Annotated in this window: 21 protein-coding genes; 11 read left to right on the top strand and 10 right to left on the bottom strand. The window is 36.3% G+C overall.

What is annotated here, in order from left to right; all coding sequences use genetic code 11:
• Positions 1-36: 36 nt before the first annotated feature.
• From CLU97_RS04305 to CLU97_RS04270, 8 genes are all read left to right on the top strand, one after another.
• Positions 37-330: a GIY-YIG nuclease family protein gene (locus CLU97_RS04305; RefSeq protein ID WP_121486847.1), complete on the top strand. Its 294-nt coding sequence runs from the start codon at positions 37-39 to the stop codon at positions 328-330.
• A gap of 143 nt (positions 331-473) precedes the next feature.
• On the top strand, positions 474-1,832 hold the full coding sequence (gene murC / locus CLU97_RS04300) for a UDP-N-acetylmuramate--L-alanine ligase (protein ID WP_121486846.1): 1,359 nt from the start codon (positions 474-476) through the stop codon (positions 1,830-1,832).
• A gap of 64 nt (positions 1,833-1,896) precedes the next feature.
• A complete protein-coding gene (locus tag CLU97_RS04295; protein WP_121486845.1) occupies positions 1,897-2,862 on the top strand; it encodes a cell division protein FtsQ/DivIB in 966 nt (321 codons plus the stop codon).
• An 84-nt stretch (positions 2,863-2,946) separates the two neighbouring features.
• Positions 2,947-4,332, top strand: a complete 1,386-nt coding sequence (gene ftsA, locus CLU97_RS04290; protein ID WP_121486844.1) for a cell division protein FtsA — start codon at positions 2,947-2,949, stop codon at positions 4,330-4,332.
• Positions 4,333-4,423: 91 nt separating this feature from the next.
• Positions 4,424-6,334, top strand: a complete 1,911-nt coding sequence (gene ftsZ / locus CLU97_RS04285; protein ID WP_121486843.1) for a cell division protein FtsZ — start codon at positions 4,424-4,426, stop codon at positions 6,332-6,334.
• 101 nt (positions 6,335-6,435) lie between these two features.
• A complete protein-coding gene (locus CLU97_RS04280; protein ID WP_121486842.1) occupies positions 6,436-6,882 on the top strand; it encodes a GatB/YqeY domain-containing protein in 447 nt (148 codons plus the stop codon).
• Between the two features lie 456 nt (positions 6,883-7,338).
• Positions 7,339-7,749 (top strand): BrxA/BrxB family bacilliredoxin, encoded by a 411-nt coding sequence (locus tag CLU97_RS04275; RefSeq protein ID WP_027372869.1) that lies wholly within the window; start codon positions 7,339-7,341, stop codon positions 7,747-7,749.
• A 105-nt stretch (positions 7,750-7,854) separates the two neighbouring features.
• Positions 7,855-9,369: a GH3 auxin-responsive promoter family protein gene (locus CLU97_RS04270; protein WP_121486841.1), complete on the top strand. Its 1,515-nt coding sequence runs from the start codon at positions 7,855-7,857 to the stop codon at positions 9,367-9,369.
• A gap of 67 nt (positions 9,370-9,436) precedes the next feature.
• On the opposite strand, the gene CLU97_RS04265 is transcribed toward CLU97_RS04270, so the two are convergent.
• The 10 genes from CLU97_RS04265 to CLU97_RS04220 form a co-directional block, all read right to left on the bottom strand.
• Positions 9,437-9,880, bottom strand: a complete 444-nt coding sequence (locus tag CLU97_RS04265; protein WP_121489646.1) for a hypothetical protein — start codon at positions 9,878-9,880, stop codon at positions 9,437-9,439.
• 28 nt (positions 9,881-9,908) lie between these two features.
• Positions 9,909-10,271, bottom strand: a complete 363-nt coding sequence (locus CLU97_RS04260) for a hypothetical protein (protein ID WP_121486840.1) — start codon at positions 10,269-10,271, stop codon at positions 9,909-9,911.
• A 4-nt stretch (positions 10,272-10,275) separates the two neighbouring features.
• On the bottom strand, positions 10,276-11,247 hold the full coding sequence (locus tag CLU97_RS04255; RefSeq protein WP_183084512.1) for an endonuclease/exonuclease/phosphatase family protein: 972 nt from the start codon (positions 11,245-11,247) through the stop codon (positions 10,276-10,278).
• Positions 11,248-11,320: 73 nt separating this feature from the next.
• Positions 11,321-12,313, bottom strand: a complete 993-nt coding sequence (locus tag CLU97_RS04250; RefSeq protein ID WP_228437519.1) for an endonuclease/exonuclease/phosphatase family protein — start codon at positions 12,311-12,313, stop codon at positions 11,321-11,323.
• A gap of 9 nt (positions 12,314-12,322) precedes the next feature.
• Positions 12,323-13,078 (bottom strand): rhomboid family intramembrane serine protease, encoded by a 756-nt coding sequence (locus CLU97_RS04245; RefSeq protein WP_121486838.1) that lies wholly within the window; start codon positions 13,076-13,078, stop codon positions 12,323-12,325.
• Positions 13,079-13,084: 6 nt separating this feature from the next.
• Positions 13,085-14,881, bottom strand: a complete 1,797-nt coding sequence (mutL, locus tag CLU97_RS04240) for a DNA mismatch repair endonuclease MutL (RefSeq protein WP_121486837.1) — start codon at positions 14,879-14,881, stop codon at positions 13,085-13,087.
• Between the two features lie 316 nt (positions 14,882-15,197).
• Complete coding sequence (locus CLU97_RS04235) at positions 15,198-16,025, bottom strand: YoaK family protein (RefSeq protein WP_121486836.1); 828 nt, start codon at positions 16,023-16,025, stop codon at positions 15,198-15,200.
• 30 nt (positions 16,026-16,055) lie between these two features.
• Positions 16,056-16,550 (bottom strand): hypothetical protein, encoded by a 495-nt coding sequence (locus tag CLU97_RS04230; protein WP_121486835.1) that lies wholly within the window; start codon positions 16,548-16,550, stop codon positions 16,056-16,058.
• A gap of 248 nt (positions 16,551-16,798) precedes the next feature.
• A complete protein-coding gene (locus CLU97_RS04225; RefSeq protein ID WP_121486834.1) occupies positions 16,799-18,211 on the bottom strand; it encodes a sensor histidine kinase in 1,413 nt (470 codons plus the stop codon).
• A 3-nt stretch (positions 18,212-18,214) separates the two neighbouring features.
• Positions 18,215-18,922: a response regulator transcription factor gene (locus CLU97_RS04220; protein ID WP_121486833.1), complete on the bottom strand. Its 708-nt coding sequence runs from the start codon at positions 18,920-18,922 to the stop codon at positions 18,215-18,217.
• 140 nt (positions 18,923-19,062) lie between these two features.
• On the opposite strand from CLU97_RS04220, the gene CLU97_RS04215 reads away from it, so the two are divergent.
• The 3 genes from CLU97_RS04215 (at position 19,063) to CLU97_RS04205 (ending at position 23,840) form a co-directional block, all read left to right on the top strand.
• Entirely contained in the window at positions 19,063-19,821 is a 759-nt protein-coding gene (locus CLU97_RS04215) for a hypothetical protein (protein ID WP_121486832.1), read from the top strand.
• A gap of 88 nt (positions 19,822-19,909) precedes the next feature.
• Positions 19,910-20,479 (top strand): helix-turn-helix domain-containing protein, encoded by a 570-nt coding sequence (locus CLU97_RS04210; protein WP_121486831.1) that lies wholly within the window; start codon positions 19,910-19,912, stop codon positions 20,477-20,479.
• A gap of 535 nt (positions 20,480-21,014) precedes the next feature.
• Positions 21,015-23,840, top strand: coding sequence for a TonB-dependent receptor (locus CLU97_RS04205; protein ID WP_121486830.1), 2,826 nt, complete (start codon positions 21,015-21,017; stop codon positions 23,838-23,840).
• Position 23,841 lies beyond the last annotated feature (1 nt).

Raw genomic sequence — 23,841 nt, 5'->3', positions numbered from 1 at the left:
GAGCTTGTCGAAGGGTCAGTAAGCAAGCACAAATGAATGAAAATATATTATGTATACATTGTAAAATGTTCTGATAGTTCTTATTATACAGGCTTTACCAATGATTTGGAAAGAAGAATTAATGAACATAATGACGGATTAAATCCTGAAAGCTACACGTATACGAGAAAACCTGTTGAACTTGTTTTCTATCATGAATTTAATGATGTTACTCAAGCCATAACCTTTGAAAAACAAATTAAAGGCTGGAGTAGAAAAAAGAAAGAAGCAATAATAAATGATAACTGGGATTTATTACCCGAGTTATCCAAAAATAGGATGAAAGATTAGAAGGCTTCGACAAGCTCAGCCTGACGCCGTTAAAATTTATTTCATTAACGAGTCATGGATGTCAGTTTATTATAGTCTTATAATAAAAATATTAGTAATAGAACTCTGAATTGGTTCAAGAGTCATTAAAGATTAAAATATAAATGAACATTTTACAAACATATCAAACTTTTTACTTCGTCGGAATCGGAGGTATCGGAATGAGTGCATTGGCACGTTATTTCAATGCTTCCGGGAAAAAAGTATTGGGTTATGACAAAACCAATACAAAGCTGACTCAGAACCTGATGAACGAAGGAATTGATATTGTTTTTGAAGATCTTATTGATGAAAGGATCACTTCCCTTCAGAAAGAAGATACTCTGGTTATTTATACTCCGGCGATCAAAACGCTTGGAATATTGGATTACTTCAACCAAAATCAGTTTGAAGTTCTAAAAAGGGCTAAAGTTTTAGGTCTAATTACAGAAAACACAGACTGTATTGCCATTGCAGGAACTCATGGAAAGACTACTACGTCTACCCTTGTAGCTCACTTATGTAAAGAAGCAGATCTTCCTTTCTCATGCTTTTTGGGAGGAATTTCTGAAAACTTTAAATCCAACTTCCTGTACAACGGTTCCAAATATTCTGTAGTAGAGGCAGACGAATATGACAGAAGCTTCCTGAACCTGTCTCCGGACTGGGCAGTTGTGACTTCTACAGACGCAGATCACCTGGATATTTATGGAGATAAAAGCCATATTGAAGAAGGTTTCAGACAGTTTGCAGCTTTGGTTCCCAATGATCAGCAGCTTTTTGTAAGAAAAGGATTAGAAATCGGCAGAGGACATAAAACCTATGCGGTGAACGAGCCTGCAGACTACTATTCTGACAACCTGAGAATGGAGCATGACAAAATTTATTTTGACTTTCATACTCCTACAGAAACCATTAAAGATTTTGTCTGGGAAATTCCGGGGATCCATAATGTGGAAAATGCTACTGTAGCACTGGCTATTCTGCATAATTTAGGCGCAGATTTTGATACGCTGAAAAAGGCAATTGCCAATTTTAAAGGAATTAAAAGAAGATACACGAAACATATTTATCAAAACGGTAAGATTTATATTGATGATTATGCCCACCATCCTACGGAAATTAACGCTGTAATGGGCTCAATAAAAACATTTTATCCTGATAAAAAACTATTGGTAGCCTTCCAGCCACACCTTTTCAGCAGAACAAGAGATTTTGCAGACGGATTTGCAGAAAGTTTAAGCAAAGCAGATGAGCTTATCCTTCTCGATATTTACCCTGCGAGAGAACTTCAGGAGAATTTTGAAGGAATTACTTCAAGCTGGCTGCTGGATAAAGTAACATTAGATAAAAAAGAAGTATCCACATTATCGGATGCTTTTGAAAAAATAAAAGAAAAAGATTTTGATATCCTTCTTACAGTAGGGGCAGGAAATATAGATACCCTGTACGATCCAATCTGTGAATGGATAAATAAATTGTAAAAAGTAATAATGTATTTGCGTATTCATGAATACATTTACATAAATACATGAATACAAAAGATGTATGAAAAATAAATACAGAATATTAAAAATTGTTGTCACTGTAATCATCCTTGGATTGTTACTGAGTTTCTCGTTGAAGAGATTCAGCCGGCAACAGATTACCGACAATAAGATTTCTGTAAAAATGAGCGAGAAAACTCCGGTGTATTTCGTGGATGAAAAAGACATCAGGGAGATCGTAAAAAAAGAAAATCCATCTGGAAATGTAGGTGATCTTAACATCCCTTCTTTAGAAAAAAAAATAAATGCTCTTCCTGCTGTTGACAGTGCCAATGTCTACCTGAATCTCAATGGGAAGCTGAATCTGGATATTAAGCAGAGAGTTCCCGTATTCAGGCTTAATAAAGATGGAAAAGATTTTTATGTAGATGAAAAAGGAATTGAATTTCCTATCTCAAGAACCTATTCGCATCCATGTATGCTGGTAACCGGAAATGTAAAGCCGGATGAATATGAAAAGCTGGCAGAACTGGTAGAAAAAATCGATAAGGATGATTTCAGTAAGAAATATTTTATCGGAATCTCAAAAAATAAAGAGAGTTACAGCCTTCTGACAAGCGAAGGAAACTACAGAGTAGAAATTGGAGATCTTGATAATATTGATTTTAAAGTAAAAGGATTTAAAACTTTTGTAGAAAAATACCTGGTCTATCAGGATCCTCAGAAATACAGCATGGTTTCTGTAAAATATCAGAACCAGATTGTCACTACTTTAAATCCATATTTTAAAGAAAATGACAGTATTTTAAAAGCAGGAAAAATGGAATTGGCAAAAGCCCCTACAATAGCGGCTAAAAAAACAGAAACTAAACCAAAAATAGCGGAAGCGAAAAAAGCAAGTTCCACACCGGCCAAACCGAAAGAGGCTACAAAGACAAAAGCACATACAAAGGAAACGAAAAAAACAGAGAAAAAAGCCACTGCCTCGGCAAAACCCAAGCCCAAGGCAAAAGTAAAAATAGAATAAGTCCTTCAGGACATTTAATACACAAATAGGATAATATCCTTACAGAAAAAAGGAAATAAGTAAAAAAATCAAATCGATATAAAAATGGAAAATCAAGAGTATTCAGTAGGTCTGGACATCGGGACAACGAAGATAGTCGCGATTGTCGGAAGAAGGAATGCACACGGGAAAATAGAAGTTCTCGGTGTAGGAAAAGCTAAAAGTCTTGGTGTTCATAAAGGGATTGTGAATAATATTTCACAAACCATCAATTCAATCAAGGCTGCAGTATCCGAAGCACAGTCCAGTGCTGGCGTTCCTATCCGCAAAGTTACGGTAGGTATTGCAGGAAAACACATACGTTCTCTGCAGCACTCCGATTATATTATGCGTGAACATCCGGATAAATTTATCACAGACGACGACATTGAGGCATTAAAAGATCAGGTAAAAAAGCTGGTTATGCTTCCTGGAGAAGAAATTATCCACGTACTTCCTCAAGAATATAAAGTGGATTCTGAGGGGGAAATTCAAGAGCCCGTCGGGATGCACGGAAAACGTTTAGAAGCTAACTTCCACGTTGTAGTAGGCCAAATGGGCAGCATCAGAAACATTGCAAGATGCGTTCGTGAAGCCGGGCTGGAAATGGAAGCTCTTACGTTAGAACCATTGGCCTCTTCTGAAGCCGTTCTTACCAAAGAAGAAAAAGAAGCTGGTGTAGCCATCGTTGACATTGGTGGTGGTACAACAGATATTGCTATATTTAAGGATAATATCATCCGTCATACCTGTGTGATCCCATACGGAGGCGGAATTATTACCGAAGATATCAAAGAAGGTTGCTCCATTATCGAGAAACATGCAGAACAACTGAAAGTAAAATTCGGTTCGGCTGTTCCCGAATTAGAAAAAGACAGTACTTTTGTAACTATTCCGGGGCTTCACGGAAGACCAGACAAAGAAATTTCTTTAAAAACTTTAGCACAGATCATCAATGCAAGAGTAGAAGAAGTTTTGGAAATGGTGAATACGGAACTGAAAGCTTACGGTGCTTTTGAACAAAAGAAAAAACTGATTGCCGGAATCGTTCTTACAGGTGGGGGTTCAAATTTGAAACATCTTCGTCAGCTGGCCAATTATACCACTGGTTTTGACAGCAGAATCGGTTTTGCGAACGAATATATCGCCAACGATAAGAATCAGTACCTGAAAGGCCCTGAATTTGCTACCTCTATCGGGTTACTGATGGAAAGTTTAAAAATCAGAGATAAAAAGCAGAATGCTGATGAAATGATAGAAATTGTCACGGAGCAACCAAAGCAGGAAACAGCTTCAGTACAACCGGAAACAGTTCAAACTGTTCAGCAGGCAGCGCCAGTTCAGGAGCAACAGTCTTTTGAAAATGAAAGACAGGAGAACAGAAAAGCGAAATTAACCTTCGGGCAGTCGCTTATGGAAAAAGTAAAAAAATTCTTTGAAGAAGTAGAGTAAATTATAAATGATGTATGATAAGCGATAAACGATCTTTTCCTTATCAATTGTCATCAATCAATTATCAATTATAATTATTAAAAGTATAGTTATGGAAAATATAGGTACACAAGGATTTTCATTTGATTTACCAAAAGGAAATTCATCCATTATAAAAGTAATCGGTGTAGGGGGCGGTGGAAACAACGCTCTGAAGCACATGTACGAGAAAGGAATTCACGGAGTAGATTTCGTGATTTGTAATACAGATGCTCAAACTCTAGATAACAACCCTGTTGCCAATAAAGTACAATTGGGAACTACCATTACCGAAGGTCTTGGGGCAGGAGCTGATCCTGAAGTAGGAGAAAAATCAGCCATCGAAAGTATTGAAGATATCAAAGCTGCTATGGGCCAAAACACCAAAATGGTGTTTATCACTGCCGGAATGGGTGGTGGTACAGGTACCGGAGCCGCTCCAGTCATTGCTAAAGTAGCAAAAGACATGGGAATTCTTACCGTTGGTATTGTTACCGTTCCTTTCAGTTTTGAAGGAAAAAGAAGGTTGGAACAGGCAGAAAACGGTCTTGATAAACTAAGAAATAATGTTGACTCCCTTATTGTCATCAATAATGATAAGCTAAGACAGCAGTTCGGAAACCTTGGATTTAAGCAGGGATTCTCAAAAGCCGATGAAGTGTTAACCAATGCCGCGAAAGGTATGGCAGAAGTTATTACAGGTTACTTTGATGTAAACATTGACTTTAGAGATGCTAAATCTGTACTTCAGAACTCTGGGACAGCATTGATGTCTACAGGAACAGCTTCCGGTGAAAATAAAGCCGAAGAAGCAGTAAGAAAAGCCCTTGATTCCCCATTATTGAATGATAATAAGATCACTGGTGCTAAAAACGTTCTGTTATTGATCAGAAGTGGTGCTGAAGAAGTTACCATGGACGAGATTGGTATCATCATGGATCACATTCAGAAAGAAGCAGGAAACACTGCAGATATTATCTTTGGGGTAGGTGCAGATGAAGAATTAGGAGATGCTGTAAGCGTTCTTGTTATTGCTACAGGATTCTCAAACGATAATAAGAAATTCGCAGGACCTACAGAGAAAATCAGAATCAGCCTTAACGATAGTTTTGAAGCTCAGAAAAACTCTCCTTTCAAAACAAGAGAAGAAAGAGAGTCAGCTCCTGAAACAACACATGATTTTGGCGGAAAAAACCTTTTCAGATTAGATGACGAAGACCACGACACTCCGTTCAACGCGACGCCTACTGAAAAAAAAATGATTATTGAAGAAGAGCAGCCAAGAACTGAAATAAAATTCTTTGATAAAGAAGAAGATACAGTAAATACTCCTGAACAGAATTGGAGAAACGAAGAAGAAGAGCAGGAATACAGCTTGTTTTCTATTGATGAAGAGCATGAAGATCCGAACGATCTTGAAATCCAGTCTTTCTCATTTGATTTTGAACATAAAAAAGATGAGCCACAGTCCGGAACTACCTTCAACAACTCTTTTTCTGAAGAAAAACCTGTTGAATTCAGCTTCTTTGTAAACGAGCCTGTAAGAAATGAGCCCAATACAGATTTCGGACAGCCAAAAGCAGAGTTCAATACCCCTGCCAATGCTGCTGTAGCAGAGCCTGCTCAGAAGATAGAAACATTCTACCAGAAACAGGAAGAACCAAAAGCAGAGACAAAACCTGCATTTGAAAACAAAACAGAAATTGAAGCTCCAAAAACGGAAGAATCAGAATTCACATTCGTGAATAAAACGATGGACCAGGAAAGAGTAATTGAAAGAAGAAATAAATTAAAAGAATTCAACTCACGCTACCAAAGCTTTGACAGCACAAGCGAGTTTGAATCTATTCCTGCTTTCAAAAGAAAAAATATCTCGATTGACGGAAACAATGCTTCAGATCAGAACATCAACACTTATCTGTCTGACAACAACGGATCTATGCAGATCAGAGAAAACAGATTTTTAAATAAAGACGTAGACTAAAATAAACGTATTAATGTATTGATGTAAAATGTATTAATGATTTTACAGATTTAGTTCTTGAATACATTAATACTTTTTACGTTAATACAAATAAAGATAATATGAGTTTAGAAAATACAATAAGCGAAGCTATAAAAACAGCCATGAGAGAAAAAGACAGAGTAGCTCTGGATTCTCTTCGTGCTGTAAAATCTCAGATTCTTCTTTTAAAAACAGAAGCAAGAGGTGCTGAAGTTTCTGCAGAGCAGGAAATTGCCATTCTGCAGAGAATGATCAAGCAGCGTAAAGATTCTTTTGAGCAGTTCACCGCTCAGGGCAGACAGGATCTTGCAGAAGTAGAAGAAGCTCAAAGTAAAGTCATTGAGAAATTTTTACCCCAACAGCTTTCTGCTGAAGAATTAGAAACAGAAATTAAAAATATTATTGCTGAAACCGGAGCTGAGTCTATCAAAGATTTAGGGAAGGTAATGGGAGCAGCCTCCAAAGCATTAGCCGGAAAATCTGACGGGAAAAGTATTTCCGAGATGGCTAAAAAGCTCCTTTCATAATGGGAGCCGGATTCGGGATTTAAGTTTAATTTAAAGCCCGCAAAAACGGATCTCATTCCATAACTAAGGATATACAACCTTTGCATATCGATTTGATTAGAAGCCCGGAACTTTTCAGTTCCGGGCTTCACTTTGTTTGGATATTAAAGTTTGTTAATCAGTTTGATTCTAAACTGAAAAAAAGAATTAAGATACTGCCATATTTCAGAAAGTATTTAAATGATTGATTGCTTGAGGGAAAGCTTTTAAATGTTTTTTCACGGTCGTTTGTTTTTCAGAATCATTTCAAATTTAATAATAATATTTTATTATTCCTAGTATTATCTCATGTTTTAAAGAATATTATTGCAATATTAATATTTGATTAATCTTTTATGACTAAACAATTGATAGTTTTTATATATTGAAGAAAAGCAAAGAATTGCGTAACTTTGTAGAGATAAAAAACAATAATATATGTATCCAACAGATTTGGTAATGCCTATGAAGGCAGAACTTACAGATAAAGGCTTCCAGGATTTAACAACTCCGGCTCAGGTAGAAGATGCTTTGAAGCAGTCCGGAACTACATTATTGGTCATCAATTCTGTATGCGGTTGTGCTGCAGGAGCTGCAAGACCAGGAGTAGTATACTCTTTAACAGGAGATAAAAAGCCTGATCATTTAACAACTGTATTTGCAGGATTTGATACTGAGGCCGTAGTAGAAGCAAGAAAACACCTTGCTCCATTCCCTCCAAGTTCTCCATGTGTAGCGCTTTTCAAAGACGGTGAATTAGTTCACATGCTGGAAAGACACCACATCGAAGGAAACCCTGCGGGAGCTATTGCAGCAAACCTTCAGGCCGCATACGATGAGTATTGCTAGTAAACAATAAACTAAATATCAAACCGTTACAGATTTTGTAACGGTTTTTTTATTTAATTACTTAAAAAATTTTCTGAAAATTCAAATATCATTATATTTGTTGAAATGGCAACCAAAGCACTTTTCAACACCGTAGTTAACTGGTTTATCCGTCAAAGGATAGATCAGATACAGAATTTCATGGATCATCCTATTGAAACACAGAAAGGTATACTCTTTTCTCAGCTGTTTCATGCGGAGGATACGGAATATGGTAAGCTATACGGATTCAATTCTATATCAAGTTATCAGGATTTTAAAAACAAGGTTCCTATTGTTACGTACGAAGAAATGGAGCCTTATATTGAAAAGGCGAGGCAGGGATATAAAGATGTAAGCTGGCCCGGTCTTATTAAACATTTTGCCAAATCATCGGGAACTACCAATGCCAAGAGCAAATTTATCCCGATCTCTGCAGAAAGCCTTGAATACTGCCACATGAAGGCAGGAAAGGACATGGTTTCCATTTACGCCAATAATCATCCCGAAAACCAGCTTTTTAATTATAAGAATTTACGTTTAGGAGGAAGCTCAGAGCTATATGCAGACTTCAATACAAAATTCGGAGATTTATCTGCTATTCTGATAGACAATCTTCCGTTTTGGGTAGAAATTACCACCACTCCAAGCAAGAAGGTTTCTTTGATGGGAGAATGGGAAAGCAAACTAAAAGCAATCACCTCTGAAGTAAAAAATGAAGATGTGGGAAGTATCCTCGGCGTACCAAGCTGGATGATGGTTCTTCTGCAAAGAGTATTGAAGGAAACTAACATCGGTAGTATTTCAGAGCTGTGGCCTAATTTGGAGGTGTTTTTTCACGGTGGAATCAGCTTTAAGCCCTACAGGGAACAATTCAGGCAGATCATCGGAAAAAACATCAATTACTACGAAATTTACAATGCTTCCGAAGGCTTCTTCGGTATACAGGACAGATCAGACAGTGATGAAATGCTTCTTATGCTGGATTACGGTATTTTCTATGAATTCATTCCTATGGATCAGTTCCATTTTTCAAATCCGAAAGTAGTAAGCCTGGAAGATGTGGAAGTGGGAAAAAATTATGCAATGGTAATTACCACCAATGGCGGCCTTTGGAGATACCTGATTGGAGATACGGTTGTCTTTACATCTACCAACCCGTTCAGAATAAAAATAACAGGAAGAACAAAACATTATATCAATGCCTTTGGGGAAGAACTGATGATTACCAATGTGGAATCTGCTCTTTCAAAAGCCTGCGAATTAACAGGAGCACAAATCACGGATTTCACAGGAGCACCTGTTTTCATGAAAGGAAATGAAGGCGGTGCCCATGAATGGATCTTTGAATTCAGCCAGCATCCGGATAATCTGGACAGCTTTATTGATGCTTTTGATAAGCATTTAAAGACCATCAACTCAGACTACGAAGCAAAGAGATACAATAATATAACACTTAAGAGACCTATTGTCCATATTGCTAAAAGCAATCTGTTCTATCATTGGCTGGAAGGTAAAGGAAAGCTTGGCGGGCAAAATAAAGTCCCTAGATTAAGCAATGACAGAGAATACATTGATCCATTGCTAGAGATGAATAAATAAAGATTATTTCTCAAACGTTCTATAAAAAATAAAAAGCCGTAATTCAATCAGAATTACGGCTTTTGCTTTATTTACTTAAATCTTCTTTTACTTTTTTAGCAGCTTCCTCTACTTTTGAAGCTCCTTTTTTAGCAGCTTCTTTAGCATTGTTTCCTGCTTCCTGAGCTCCTGCTTTAATGTCTTTTCCTACTTTATTGGCTTCAGTCTTGATATCCTGTCCGGCTTTATGAAGATCCTGTTTGGTTTTATCAGCTGTTGCATCAATTTTATCTTTCGCTTTCTGAGCTGCATCGTCTATTTTATTACCCGCTTCATCTACTTTGTTCTTCACATCCTCTTTAGCATTGTTGATCTTTGCGGTATCAACTGTGTTTGGGGTTTCTGTAACGGTAGTGGTAGTGGTGGTAACAGATCCGTCAGCATTTTCTACCTGCTCTGTTTTTGTTGTTGATTTTGTACATGCTACAGTAAATACTGAGATCACTGCTGCTGCAAGAATTGTTTTTTTCATATTGTATATTGTTTTAATGATGTTAGCTTTATTGTGTTTTTGCATCTGTAGTTGATGGTGTTTCCGAAGCTTTCTGTTTCTTTTCTGCTTCAGCTTTTTTCTTTTCCTCCTCCTGTTTTGTTTTATTTTCTTTTTCCAGTTCTGCTTTTATCTTATTTTCTTCTTCCTGAAGCTTTTTAGCCTCTTTTACAGAATCAAGATATTGAGGAGAAGACATTCTTATCTTTCTGGCGATATCTACCGAAACAGCACCTGTAGAAAAGGAATCAACAGCAGTAGTATCATACTTCATCCTAATTTCCGGCTCAGCTCCAAACCCAGGAGATTCTTTCTTGGAACACGCAGTAAAAAGGAGTATAAAGATAAAAATAGCAGACAGTAAATTTTTCATGGAACTAATTTAGCAGAAATTCTGCAATTACAGGATAATGATCCGATAATTTCACAGACTGATCCACCTTATAGCTTAAGGGAATAATGGATTTCGAAGTAAAGATATAATCAATTCTCAAAGGCACCTTATAATCATGAAAACTGCTTGCGCTACCCTTTCCTGCCACCAAAAAGGCATCCTGAAGGTCTTTTCCAAGATTATAATACTCATAGGAATTGGGAACAGAATTAAAATCTCCTGCTAAAATAACCGGATAAGGTGATAAATCTACCATTTTTCTGATTCTCTTCACCTGATCTTCATGTGCCTGGAAAGTAGGAGTCATATGAGATAGCAATGTGGAAACATTCCCTAATCCCAACCCTTCCAGTTTGGTAAACATAGATTTATCAAGCCTGAATGGTTCAAGATAAACATTGATAATCCGGATTACTTTTCCATTGATGTCAATATCAGCATAGAAAGAATTCCCACGTGCTTTTTCATCAATCAGTTCTGCCTGTCTTACAATTTTATGCTTTGTTTTCAGAATAACCGAAGGATATTTTATAAGATCACGTTTTATAGCACGGTTAGTATCTTTTTCCTGGACAAGAATAATATCAGCATCCTGCTGTTTGATATAGTTTTTCACTTTATCCCAACCATACTCTCCATATTTCACATTGAATGTCAATACTTTAATATCACGTATTGTTTTTGCATTTTCTGTTTTGGGTGAAAAGTTGATCCATCTTCTGATGGGATTATAGAAAATAAGTGTACCCAGTGCAAATGCGATGGCTATCTTTTGTTTTTTAATAATCCAGATGACCGTCAGGATAACATGAGACAATATCAGATACGGGAAACCCAGGGAAAGAAGGTTAAGATTGCCCAAAATATTAGGCGGAATCCACGCATTCCCCAGTGTGCATAGCAGCAACACTGCAACAGCGATATGTATAAATAGCAGTATCTGATTCGACTTCATGAAAAAACGGTCTTGGTACGAATTTCTTTCAACAAAAATCCTACCAAGCAGATAATTTTAACTCTTTTTATGATTATTTATTCTCCATAGAGAACTTTGCAATGACAGGATAATGATCTGAAATACTTACAGAACGGTCAACTTTATAAGATATTGCCTTTAATGATGGGGAAGAAAAAATATAATCGATTCTAATGGGGAATTTATAATCATGAAAACTGGTGGAACTTCCTTTTCCTGCTGTTAAAAATGCATCTTCAAGCCCTTCAGACAAATGATAATATTCATAAGAATTAGGCACAGAATTGAAATCCCCGGTAAGAATAACGGGATAAGGTGAGTTTTTAACCGCTTCACTAATCAGACCCACCTGTTCCTGATGTTTTTTAAAGGTGGGAATAAGCCTTTTTACAATATCTTTTACCTTTTGTTCATTGGTATCTGTATCTCCGTTAAGCTCCACCATTTTTTTTTCAAAACGGAACGGATGAAGATAAACATCAACAAACCGATATACTTTTCCATTGATTTCTATATCAGCCATTATACCAGGAGTCCATATATTCTCATCATTAGGTTCTATAACTTTTTGGCTGATAATTTTATGTTTCGTTAAAACAACCAAACCGAAATGTGAGTTAAATTTTTGATATCCTGCAAATTGATAGGATTCTCCGGGATCTTCCTGTAAAAGAATTACATCCGCATTCTGAGACTTCAGATAATCCCCGAGTGCTTCACCTCTTACCTTATTAGCCCTTGTATTAAAAGTTAGCACCTTTATCTCAGACTCTGCTGGCTTAGGAGAAGAATAATTCACCCATCTTTTCACCGGATTGATAAAGGCCAACCCTATAAACATGAATACAAAAGCTCTTTTCTTCCAACTGATTACCCAGAATATCGTTAGAATGACATACAATATGATAAGCACCGGAAAACCCAAAGAAAGCAGGTTAAACCAAGGAAAAATCTTAGGCGGAACGTAAGCGTTCAGTAATGTACCAAGCAACAGAAAAAGAATTCCAAGATGCAGGATAAACAGGATGAGTCGGAAGATTTTCACAGGATTATTTTAATTGAATCTGTACAAATGCTTTTTCCAAATCCTTGCCAGCAGCCAACCGACCAATGCTCCCCCTACGTGGGCAAGATGGGCAACACCGCCTCCGTTTCCGGAAATACCAAGATAAATAGAAACTACCACAATGATGGGCAGCAGGTATTTTACTTTTATGGGAACGGGAATAAACATAATTCCGATTTTAGCATCCGGATATAGTGTTGCAAATGCGGCTATTACTCCGAAGATAGCTCCGGAAGCCCCAAGCATAGGTGTTTTTAATAATGCGTAATACTGGCTGGATAATTCCTGCCCTTCAACTGTGGTAGCACTGATCTTCATACTTCCCACATAATCAAGAGCTGCTTTAGGATAGATTTCTGATGCATTTAAACCTAAGCTTTGCAGCCCGGAAATGATTTGCTGTGCTTCCACAAAGTTCCAGAGATTGAAAAGAAAAAAGGAACCTAAACCACTCGCAAAATATAATATCAGATACTTTTTATCTCCCAGCATCTGCTCCAGAATAGGACCGAAGCTAAACAACGTGAACATATTAAACAAAATATGCATGATCCCTCCACTTTCGTTAAGCGGGGCATGCATAAACATGTGGGTAATGATCTGCCAAGATTTAAAATTTGGAGAGAAAGGATAAAACCCCGAAAGTGTATTGTATAAATTCGGAAGCAGGAAATTAGCGACCAAATAAACAATAACATTGATGATAATGATATTCCTTGTAATCGGTGGTATATTGTTAAACATAATTTTTTAAAATTTGTTTTTAAAGTCGTTAAACGGAACTTCATAAAAGCATCTTTTGCCATCCGGTAAAAATTCCGGGAAGCCTAATGCTGTAAAATCTTTAATAAGCTGTTCCGCATCTTTTTTATAAATAAAGTCAAATCTTGACTTCGACTGCATTTTATTCCATTGGTTATGGTAATACTGCAAAAATTCTTCTTCCGTTTTATAATCCAGAATCTCAAAAAGATTTTCTAAGAACTTCATTGCCTGGGTTTCTTTCAGCCCTTCGGGAAGTGAATCTATTCGAAGTACACTTTCATGAGCAATTTTCATGTCAAACCCTAATTCCGGAAGATATTTTTTTATCGAATTGTATTTTGTCTTCTCAATTTCATTCATATGATACTCCAGAGAGAAAAGAAGCGCATGACTGTTTGTATTTGACTTTCTGGTAGATTTATTCCCCTCAGAAACCAGCAGTCTGTGCATTCTTCCCAGATCCAGCATGAGTGTAACATCTCCTTTATTGAAAAGCCAGTAGCCGTTCGGGAGTCTCATCAAGTCTTCGTCAAAATCTTCATCTTCAAATAAATTGATCTTTGAAGGTTCTGCCGTTATATTCTGATGGTACATTTCGGTAAGGTTCTGAATTTCTTCCGGATGTACTACATTTTTCTCTTCCAGGAACGGATTATAGTCTTTATCTACAATAATTTCAGGCATTTTGAATACCCCTCCACCGGATCCTCCTCCATTTCCTTTACTTGGAATGGGTTTGTTCATCATTTCATCCAGCTCCGGATCTCTGTCGAAATCAAGGCTTGGAGAAACATTATAAATTCCTAAAGATCTTTTTATAGTGGAACGAAGCAAAGCAAAAATAAGATGCTCATCTTCGAATTTCACTTCTGTTTTCTGTGGATGGATGTTCACATCTATCTTCTCCGGATCAAGCTCCAGAAAAAGGAAAAATGAAGGCACATATCCCGGTTGAAGAAGCCCTTCAAAAGCTTCCTGTACAGCTTTATTGAAGTATGGACTTCTGAAATATCTTCCGTTTACAAAAAGGAACTGCTCACCTCTTGCTTTCTTAGCCCCTTCCGGCTTGGCCACAAAACCATGAAGCTTACACCAGATAATATCTTCTTTGATAGGAATTAAAAGCGGCTGAAGCTTTCTTCCGAAAACATCTACAATACGCTGCATCTGACTTCCTTTTCTCAGTCTGAAAACAGCTTCGTCATCATGAAACAGGGAAAACTCCAGGTTTTCATGAGCCAGTGCAACTCGCTGAAATTCATCGATAACGTGTCTGAATTCAACATTATTATTTTTCAAAAACTTCCTTCTTGCAGGAACGTTATAGAAAAGATTTTTTACCAGAAAGTTTGATCCGTCTGCTGTCTGAACCGGATCCTGAAACTGGAAAACTCCGCCTTCTATATAAATATTGGTTCCGATGGATGTATTTTGCTGTTTTGTTTTCAATTCTACCTGAGAAACCGCAGCAATAGAAGCCAACGCTTCACCACGGAATCCTTTTGTAGCAATCTTAAAGATATCTTCTGTTCCTTTGATTTTGGAGGTAGCATGCCTTTCAAAGGCCATACGGGCATCTGTTTCGGACATTCCTTTTCCGTCGTCTACCACCTGAATAAGGTTTTTCCCGGCATCCCTGATGATCAATTCAATCTTCGTTGCATCTGCATCTATAGCATTTTCCAAAAGTTCTTTCACGATGGATGCAGGCCGCTGCACCACCTCTCCTGCTGCAATTTGGTTAGCTACATGATCCGGTAAAAGCTGAATAATATCTGACATAAAAACGTAAATCAACTTACAAAAATAGTCAATGAAAACGGGAATTAAAATACCAAAACCGTGATTTAATATTTAATTATCAACATTTTTGCCTATTTATCCCCAACCAATTTTTTTAATGTTTGTAATGAAGGGCATTAGGCAGTTTATTGATCTAATCGGAAAATTTTCATTTCAACAGCCTTGAAAAATGTGACAAAAAGCAAGAGATTTGTAGATTTTAAAGTTTATTTTTAATAAAAACACCCCTATTTCATAATAAAATAAGGGCATTTACAGCTAGTTTATACAAAAAATTAATAGTGTGTTTTATATTTTAATCCTCAAAGACAAGCTTTCTTTTCTTCTCTCTTTTCGGAATTCCATGGATTTTATCATACAGGTAAGCAAAAAGATTGGGTTTTTTATAAATCCTGCTGTATCTGTATTTCGTATTGAAGTGACGGATATGGATTTTATAGGCATCGTACCCGATAACAATCAGAAGACATATACTGATAACATAGAACACTCTGAATTCCAAGTAGTAATATGTTAATCCTGAGAATACCGCTCCCATTACATATGCCAGCATAATACTCATCAACAATTTTGCCCTGCCGATCAATTCTCCGTTTTTTCTGTATTTTTTCTGTGTAAACATGGATACCAGGATTCCCAGGTCGGTAGTTGTTCCGGTAAGGTGGGTTGTTTTTACAGAGAAATTGGAGATACTTGCCGTTAATCCGTTTTGCAATCCGGTAGCAAAAAGCATCAATGCGACTAAATATTCTGTTTCTTCTAATGTTTTCTGATAATAAAACTGCCCATAAACTCCTACAAACAGAAGACATATGATTTCCAGCACAATGGGCATGGAATGGGCAAAATATTTACTTTTCTTATTAAAATTGATGACAATAAAGTTGGACAGGAAGCTTCCGAAGAAGAACAGGAAGATCCATCCTCCTACGACTCCTACCTGCGTCCAGTTTCCTTTACTGATCTCAGCCGCTAAAATAGCGTAGTGTCCCGTTACGTTCGACGTAAAAGAGAGAAATATCAATAGGGAAGCAATGTTTATAGTACCTGCTGTAAAGGCAGTCAGCGTCCCCAACCTGATATTGTCTCCCAGTGTCCTGCTGTTACTATAATTTCTTAACATTTTTTATCTTTTTAAATAGTGTTTAATTTTTTAGACCTCTACAAAGATCTCTGCCAGCCTTCCTCTTTCCGGAAGTTTTTCTCTCACTTCAACTGTAATTTCATGAGATTTCAGTTCTCTGCATTTTTTGATGTAAGGAATCAGATCAAATTTGCCTTTTCCTTTGCTTTTGATAGATGGAGAATAGTAAGCCTCCTCAATATTCTCCGCTTTTACATATTGGTTGAATGTTCTCTGGAAACTTCCTGTAAAAATCTCGCAGATGGTTTTATTAACCAGATGAGGATATTTATTACTTATTATTCCCAGGGCGTCACAGAATTCTGCCGGCCTGATTTTATTAAAAACAGAAGTTTTGGTACTGAACAAAAGATCTCTGATAGAATCTCCGGAATCATATCCGGAAGTCAGAAGAATGTTGTATTGGTTCTGATCTTCAGCGGCATCTTTCTCTTTAAGTACTTTTTTCAATATATTCAATGACTCAAGAGAGTAATCTGTTGCAATTAAAATTGTTTTAGTCATGTTCTTATTATTTTGTATCGTGTTTATCTTTTTCGATGATACAAAAGTAGAACGACCATATTAGAAGATCTTTGGAACGGAATTAAAATGTGATTAAAGAGATTAAAATGAGATTAGAAAATTGTTAAGGGGAGTTAATATGGGAATAAAGCCCCATCGAAAATGAACGAAATTAATGACGTAACACCCTATCTGTCAAAATAAAACAGACTAAAAAAGACAAGTAAATAAAGATAAAATAGTGTTTTTTACTTATTTATCTCTTCATTTTTCTGCGTGCTATAGAAATTAGGGAAACGCATCTGTACTGTTGTGCCTTGATTTTCGTGCGAGCTTACTATCAGCTCGCCGTTGTGCATTCTTACGATGTTTCTTGCCAGCGGAAGCCCTATTCCGTAGCCTTCATAATTATTGGTATTGGAGGCTCTGAAGAATGGATCATAGATTTTGTTCATTTCTACTTCCGGAATTCCGATACCATTATCTTTTACAATGATATAAACGTCTGTATTCGTAGCACCAAGAGAAACTTTAACCTGCTGGAAATTAGAATATTTACAGCCATTGCTAATGATATTGGCCACTGCAAGATGCAATAGCTGCTCGTTCCCTTGTACTTTGAGCTTTTTCGGATTATCGGGAAGCATACTGATATCCAGATAGATATTATTTCGGGAATCAATTTTTCTGAGGGTTTCAATAACATCCCAAAGCAGCTGGTCAATTCTTACCTTGTCCATTTTCTGGATTTTTCCGTCAAATCCGGTTTGGGCAATCATAAGCAATGCTTTGATCTTTTTATCCAGCTTTTCGGCTTCATCCAGAATGATTCCCAGGGTTTCTTTATATTCATCTGCGGTTCTGCTGATGGAAAGAGCAACATCGGCCTCGCCCATAATGGATGTAAGAGGGGTTCTCAATTCGTGGGAAACATTTCCAATCAGGTGATTCTGGGTTTCGAAAGAAGTTTCAATACGGTTGAGCATATCATTAAAGGTATCTACCAGCTCATTAAGTTCCTTATTATCAGGCTGAGATTCCAGTCTTAAGTGAAGATTTTCAGAACTGATTTCCTTTACTTTTCCGGTAATTTTTAAGATTGGTCTGAATAAAGTTTTAGACAGATAAAAAGAGAAAATCATACTGAAGAAAAGCGATAGCACAATACAGGTAAGCAGTGTTCTTTTCAAAAAGCCCAGATAATAAACAACATAATGGTTTTTAGCAGAAGCTATGGCTATATAATCTTTATCATCATATCTGAAACTCTGACCTATATAATAGAACTCTTCATCATTATAATTGGACTCTCCTTCTTTGATGATATTTTTAAAGAAATACGAAGGAATATGTACTTCCTGAGAGATTTTTTTGAAATTGGAATCTGTAGGAACAGCAAAAACATAGTCTTTTTCCATCGGTAGTTCTTCGTCATTCAGACTGCTGAGAACATAATTTTCCGGAAGATCCAGATGGTCTTTGCTTTTTTCAATCTGAACAATAGTAGCTGTTCTGATCTTCAGCAGCTCATAAAATCTCTGGTGTGAAAAATTAACGATTGAAAAGTACACCAAACCACTGAACAGCAAAATGATGGCGGTAAAAACCAACATCAAAAGCACCATCGTTTTGGTCTGATTTGTAATGACTTTATTAAACATTCATTATGCTTTTTTCAACACATAACCCATTCCTATCACAGTGTGAATCAATTTATTATCATCGTGGCTGTCCAGTTTTTTCCTTAAGTAGTTTACATATACATCTACCACATTGGTTCCAAGCTCATAATTTACTCCCCAAACCGCATCCAGAATTTCGGCTCTTGAAATTACCTTTTCAGGATTATTCAGGAAATACAAAAGAAGTTTATATTCTGTGGAAGTAAGAGAAATATCTTCTCCGGCACGGATAACTTTTTTGGTATAATCATTCACCATCAGATCAGAAAACTGAAACACATGTTCATTATCCGGTTCAGGTTCAGTGATTTCCTGTGGTCCGTTATTGTTGCTTCTTCTTAGTAAAGACTTTACCCGTGCTACCAGTTCAATGAATTTAAAAGGTTTCACCAGATAGTCATCTCCACCACTTTCCAGCCCGAGAACAATGTTTTCAGAAGTTCCTAAAGCAGTCAGAAATAAAATCGGAACACTCTGATTGGTTTTTCTTATTTCTTTACATACATCCAGCCCATTCATTTCCGGAAGCATTATGTCTAAAATTACCAGATCAAAATCGTTAGCCTGCACCAGCTGTACTCCTGTACGCCCGTCAAAAGCCACAGAAATTTCATATCCATTTTCCTGAAGCCCCTTTTTAATAAAGGAAACTACACTGGTTTCGTCTTCGATAAGAATAATTTTTTTCATAGATGAAATAAGGAGTTTTACAAAAATAAGGAAAGAAATAAAAATATAATCATATAGACTATTTTTTATCCACAAAGTCATCTGAAATATATTTATCTTTAATAGACATTACTCTTTAAACTTATTAAAATAATCAAATCATGGAGGAAATTTTAAAGTATACAGGAATTGGAGGCTTGGCTATTTCACTATTTGCAACTATTGTTAGGCTACTTTTAAAAAAAATATCTTTTTCAAAATTAGGGAGGAATGAGTCTTATAAAATACTTAAAATATCAATAATTTCTTTATTAATTCTATCTACATTATGCCTTATAATCTATTTTTTTCTTCAAAATAGAAGAGGTAATGCTTTAAGCCATCATAGCATGAGAGATGTTAATATAAGTGGAAATAGTAATATTATACTTAATGGAAATATTACTACAACATCTCAGGATAAGGGAACTTTAGAATTTGTTGATCAACCCGATTCTTTATTCTATGATTATCTACTTGAGCACGAAGGAAAAAATATATACATACAACATATTATACCTGTATATGATATGGGAGGAGAAGAAACCTTTCAACCAGTAGGAGATCGATTATATAGAGTTGGGGTAAAAAATGTAAAATACGAATTTTTAGATAACAATGTTCAAGGTCATTATATGAAAGGTGAGTTAAAAAAAGTTGAAATGGATTTATTATGGCCATTGAATAAAAGTTCTATTCTTTCAGAGGACAATCTTTATACCGACCAAAGGGGTGTTGAACATTTAACAATAGATATAAATAAAGAACAAGAAGGCAGTGTATATTATAATAGAGGGGAGATTACTCTGAAAGGATATTTCAGACCTTATTATACAATTGGTGGACAGGGATATAATTTCCTTACTCTTAAATCAAATTAGTACTTTAAAATAGTACTCAGCTAAAGAATAATGCTACCTTTGTTCTTCTAGTAATAGCGAAAAATAATCAGGTTAAATTGCACACAGTATGAATGACTTTTTAATAGGTATCGGCAAGAGATTAAAGGATATTAGAAAAAAGAATAATTTAACCATTAATGATCTGGCTTTCAAAGCGAATGTAAGCAACGGCCTTGTTTCCAGGATTGAAAACGGAAGAACGATTCCTTCGCTTCCCGTTCTGTTAGATCTGATCCAGTCGCTTGAGATTGATGCCAGCTATTTCTTTGAAGGAGTTGAGAAAAAATCCAACGCTAAATTCATCTACGTTCCGAAAGGAAGCCAGCAAGTTATTGAAAAGGAGGTGGAAGCTGAAGGATTCAAGTATATGCATATTTTCAGCAAAAGTCTTCATTCTTTGGGTTTTGAAGCTGTATTACTTACTCTCGAACCAAATTCTAAAAGAGAAAAGGTCATTACGGATGCCTGGGAATTCAAATATATTCTGAAAGGAGAAGTGAAATATGTAATTGACAATGAAGAAATCATTTTAAAAGAAGGAGATTCCCTTTATTTCAACGGTAAATTCCCTCACGTACCGGTAAGTATTAGTGATGAGAGCTGTGTGATGCTTGTTCTTTATTTTTATACAGCCTAAATACTTTTTTTAACGCAAAGCTTTACTATTTAAGCTTAATATTTTTAGGGAGCAAAGAATGGAATCAATTTCATTGATCCTTTCTAAGCCTATGCATAATAATCACGCTTCATCAGCGACAACATCGCCACCTTTGCACCCTTATAATTTGCAGTATAGTAAGTGAACTTTGCGTTTAAATAATAGTCACTTTATATATTACTATTCAATTTTGGATTTCCCGAAACACACAAAAGTTTACAAATATGCAACTTTTGATTTTCTCTTTTCTTCTAAGATGAACGAAATATGAACTAAAACAAGCCTGTTTTCAGCAGGTTTCTATTCCTGATATTTTGGGAAAACATTCACTAAAAACGTTGAAATAGTCACTTTAAACCCTATTTTATTAAATTTTCAAAGGTAACTCAATTGGTTGTAAAGTAAAAAAGACGTAACAATCCGGGGTTATTTGTTAAACAATACTTAATACAAAATATTTATATATATTAAAATTATTAGCGTGATTTGCATAAAAAATTTAATATATGTAAAAATGAAAACAAAATTAGAGAAATTACTTACCCTTGTTTTTGTCTGTTTCATTGTCTTTGTTTCAGCGCAAAAACAGTTAATTATAGGAACTGTTCTTGACGACAGCCAGCCTCTCCCCGGAGCCACAGTCAAAATAAAAGGTTTATCTAAAAATACAACGACAGATATTGAAGGAAAATTTACTGTCAACGATATTAAAGAAGGTCAATACATATTACAAATCAGCTATATAGGATATGAATCATCAGACATTACTATTGATCTGAAACCGGAACAAACGGTTGATCTGGGAATTATCAAACTTTCCCAGCCACGAAAAAATATTGATGAAATAGTGGTTACCGGAACATTAAAAAATACAGAAGCGAGAGCTTTAAACCTTCAGAAAAATGCGATCAATATTACCAATGTAATTGCCTCAGATGGGATTGGGAAATTACCGGACAGAAATGCAGCAGAAACAGTACAGCGAGTACAGGGAGTTTCTATTGAAAGAGATCAGGGAGAAGGAAGATTTGTCTCCCTTAGAGGACTTCCGCCATTCTGGGCATCCACAACCATCAACGGAAACAGGCTTCCTACTGCTGAGGAAGAAACCACTTCCAGAGCAACAGCATTCGACTTCTTTCCTACGGAACTGATCTCCTATGTACATGTAAACAAGTCTTTTACCCCAGATATGGAAGCAGATGGAATAGGTGGCGGTGTCAATTTTATCACCAAAACACCACCGATGAAAACAGAATTCAAAGCCACTGTAGGAAGCGGCTATAATGCAAAGTCTGATAAAGGAGTTTACAACCTTGGATTTTTATATGGAGGAAGAACGAAAGATAAAAAATTCGGATATTTATTCAACTTTGCCCATTTCATCAGAAACTGGTCTACCGATAACTTTGAGGCGAGGAGAAGTGGTGACGAAGGGGTTTTCAGGCTGGAACTCCGTGATTATAACGGTGTAAGAAAAACAACTGGTATCAATACCGCTTTTGAATATGTATTATCCCCAAAGACGACATTTTATTTAAAAGGAATGTATGGTACATTATCAGATGACGAAACCCACTACAAGCATAGAATCCGATTTGATAAATTCAGCAGTACCAATAATACAGCAAGAGTGGAGCTTCAGAATATCCACAATTTACTGATTACGGAGCTTACATCTGTTTCCTTGGGAGCTGTTCATCAATTAAACAAAGGAAAAATCGACTGGGATTTATCGTATTATGACAACAAATTCAAGTATGGAAATATTCCTGATAAGCAGAATAATTCTTACTATGTCATCAAATACACTCAATCTGGTGTAGGCATTAATCCTGATTATATTTCAGATCATGGAAATGGACCAAGAGCTTATTGGAAAGCCGATGGTGGGAAATTAGATTATAAAAACCCAGATGCTTTATTCGGTTTTTACAGCGATCCGAACTTTAAAATGGATGCTTCTCAGATGAGGTTTACAGATCTTGAATTCTATAAGGTATTTGTAGAGGAAAAGGATAAGATTGTAGCAGCATTCAACCACGAAATTAATGCTTCTGATAAACTGACTTTAAAGTATGGTTTTAAATACAGAGATAAGGAACGTAATGCAAAATTCTCTGATATTTTCTACAACTGGAGCAGCGGAACAGCGCCTCTTATGTCTGATTTTTCTCAATATATCACGACACAGCCCAACGGTCCGAAATATTTAAGTGAAATGAATGCCCACATCGGCAACACATTTGGTCCTGTACTTTCTACCAAAGGAATGAACCAGTTTTGGTATGACAACCAGGGAAATCTAAAAATAAATACGACTGATTCCGAAGCGCTGGAATATAACAAAGCATTAGGAAGAAACTTTGATGTGTTTGAAAAGCATGCTGATGCCTATGGAATGGCAACGTATAAACTGAATGATAAGATTACCATTTTAGGAGGAATCAGATTATCCAATACCAATACAAAAGTGAAAGGGTACAGTGTAAATGATAACATACTGACTCCTGTAGAAAATACCAAAAACTACCTGGCTGTCCTTCCGATGATTCACTTAAAATATACATTAAACGATAAAACCAACCTTCGTTTTGCTGCCACAAGAACTTTCTCAAGACCCAATTTTGGAGATCTTACTCCGGGAGGAACTTATATTGAAGCAGACAACGAGTTCAAAGGTGGAAACCCCAATCTTAATCCTACCTATTCTTTGAATTTTGACCTGATGGGAGAATATTATTTCTCCAATGTAGGAATTCTGAGCGGTGGCGTGTTCTATAAATCGATTACTGATCCTATTTTCCAGGACTCTTTTATCGGAAACTATAACGGAATGAATGGAGTACAGTTTACAGCACCTAATAACGGAAAAGCAGCATGGTTAGGAGGAATTGAGTTGGGAATTAATAAAAGATTTGATTTCCTTCCAGGATTCTTACAATATTTCGGGGTACAGTTGAATGCCACATTCATGACTTCCGAAATGGAAAAACCAAGCGGAAGAAAGGTAGCACTTCCCTACCAGGCAAAGGAATTGTACAATGCCCAGCTTTTCTTTGAGAAAAAAGGATTCAATGCAAGACTGGCTTACAACTACAAAGGAAAGTACGCTGTAGAATATGCTGAAGAAGATATCAATGATTCTTATTATGGTAAATACAGCAATCTTGATTTCGGAGGTTCTTATCAGTTTACGAAATACCTGACTTTGTATGCAGATGTGAACAATATTCTGAATAAACCTCTGATCTATCATTTTGGTAAAAACGAAGACCGCCCTGAGCAGGTGGAATATTATGGAGTACGATTCAATCTTGGAATAAAACTGAACTTCTAAC

Origin of the sequence: Chryseobacterium sp. 7 (assembly GCF_003663845.1) — a bacterium.
In the GTDB taxonomy this organism is placed as follows: domain Bacteria; phylum Bacteroidota; class Bacteroidia; order Flavobacteriales; family Weeksellaceae; genus Chryseobacterium.
The sequence above is the reverse complement of the archived record's forward strand: the minus strand, read 5'-3'. Positions and strand labels throughout refer to the sequence as shown.